Here is a 1,144-nt window from a genome sequence, read left to right as displayed (position 1 = left end):
TTTATGTTCTCTATGGCGTAGTTGTGCCTTAGTTCGTATGGGATTGCGCGGGATGAATTGCAGCTTTGCCACAGCACCCTGAAGTGGTACGTTACCCATACAGGAGGGTGCGGCTTGTCATCCGGTGTCGGGAAAAACACCCTACGGTTCGGAATCAGCCCATCTATTTTTCCGTCATAAGTACGCATCAGGGGCAACATTGTGTCATGGAGGACTACATAATGCTGGTCATACCCTTTGCCACGTTTGATGGATACCACGCCATTTTCAAGGTTTACGTCATCGCGTTCCAGCAGGATGGCCTCGGTTGTCCTTATTCCTGAACTGTACAGTAAACGGAAGAACACCGGCAGTGTCATGCGCTGGATGGCCGCGAGTCTGCCACGCCTTGGCTTTATGTTGTCGCAAGCGTCAAAGAAGCGTTTCAATTCATAGTGTGTAAAAGGATGCGGCGTATAAGTCCTCGGCACAGACCTTGGCACTTGCGGCAAGTCAATTTTCGTCATTCCACGCTTGTTCATGTACTTGATGAAGTCTAAGACAGGATAGACACGTGACACGCAGGAGTTTGTGCATTCAGTCGGACGTTGCCTGCACCATCTGTCCACGATTTCTTGGGTAAGCTCAGTTTGTCCCGGATATTCCCTTGCGCAAAAATGATCGAACAGTATTACGTTCTTGACATAGCTATGGCTGTTACGCCCGGAAGCCTTGCGGTATTTTACATACCCTTCTATAGCGTTGGATAGGAATGAAATAGTTTTCATACGTCAAACACCCCCTTTCCTACGGGAAAGTATTCTATGCTCAATGAACATTCCTTCAGCCTCTTGAATTCCGCACTAAGGTAGCGGTTGAGAGAATCCGGGGACGCATGGCCGAGGGTGGCACTTATAACAGGTTGCTGCACACCGCCCTGCAACAGGGCCGTTGCCACATTGTGGCGGAACAGATGCAGACTCTTTCTCTCATTTTCACCTTGTCTTATTCCTGCTTTGCACATGACTTTTGAGCATATAGCATCGAGATTGCTTGTATGAAGCCTTCTGTATGGCACCTGTACTGTGAGAAAAACATATGGTTCCGGGCTTCGGGGACGTTCTTTGAGCAGGTAATCAAATACAGCGTTTCCTACCACGGCACG

Annotated in this window: 2 protein-coding genes; both read right to left on the bottom strand. The window is 48.8% G+C overall.

The features are described 5' to 3' along the window. Positions 1-767, bottom strand: a 767-nt coding sequence (locus tag NSB03_RS20670) for a tyrosine-type recombinase/integrase (RefSeq protein ID WP_257466636.1), incomplete at its 3' end; no start/stop codon positions are given. After that, the coding region (locus NSB03_RS20665) for a tyrosine-type recombinase/integrase (protein WP_257466635.1) at positions 764-1,144 on the bottom strand (381 nt) is incomplete at its 5' end. The genes NSB03_RS20670 and NSB03_RS20665, both read right to left, overlap by 4 nt.

Source organism: Bacteroides acidifaciens (genome assembly GCF_024623065.1).
Taxonomy (GTDB): Bacteria; Bacteroidota; Bacteroidia; order Bacteroidales; family Bacteroidaceae; genus Bacteroides; species Bacteroides acidifaciens.
The sequence above is the reverse complement of the archived record's forward strand: the minus strand, read 5'-3'. Positions and strand labels throughout refer to the sequence as shown.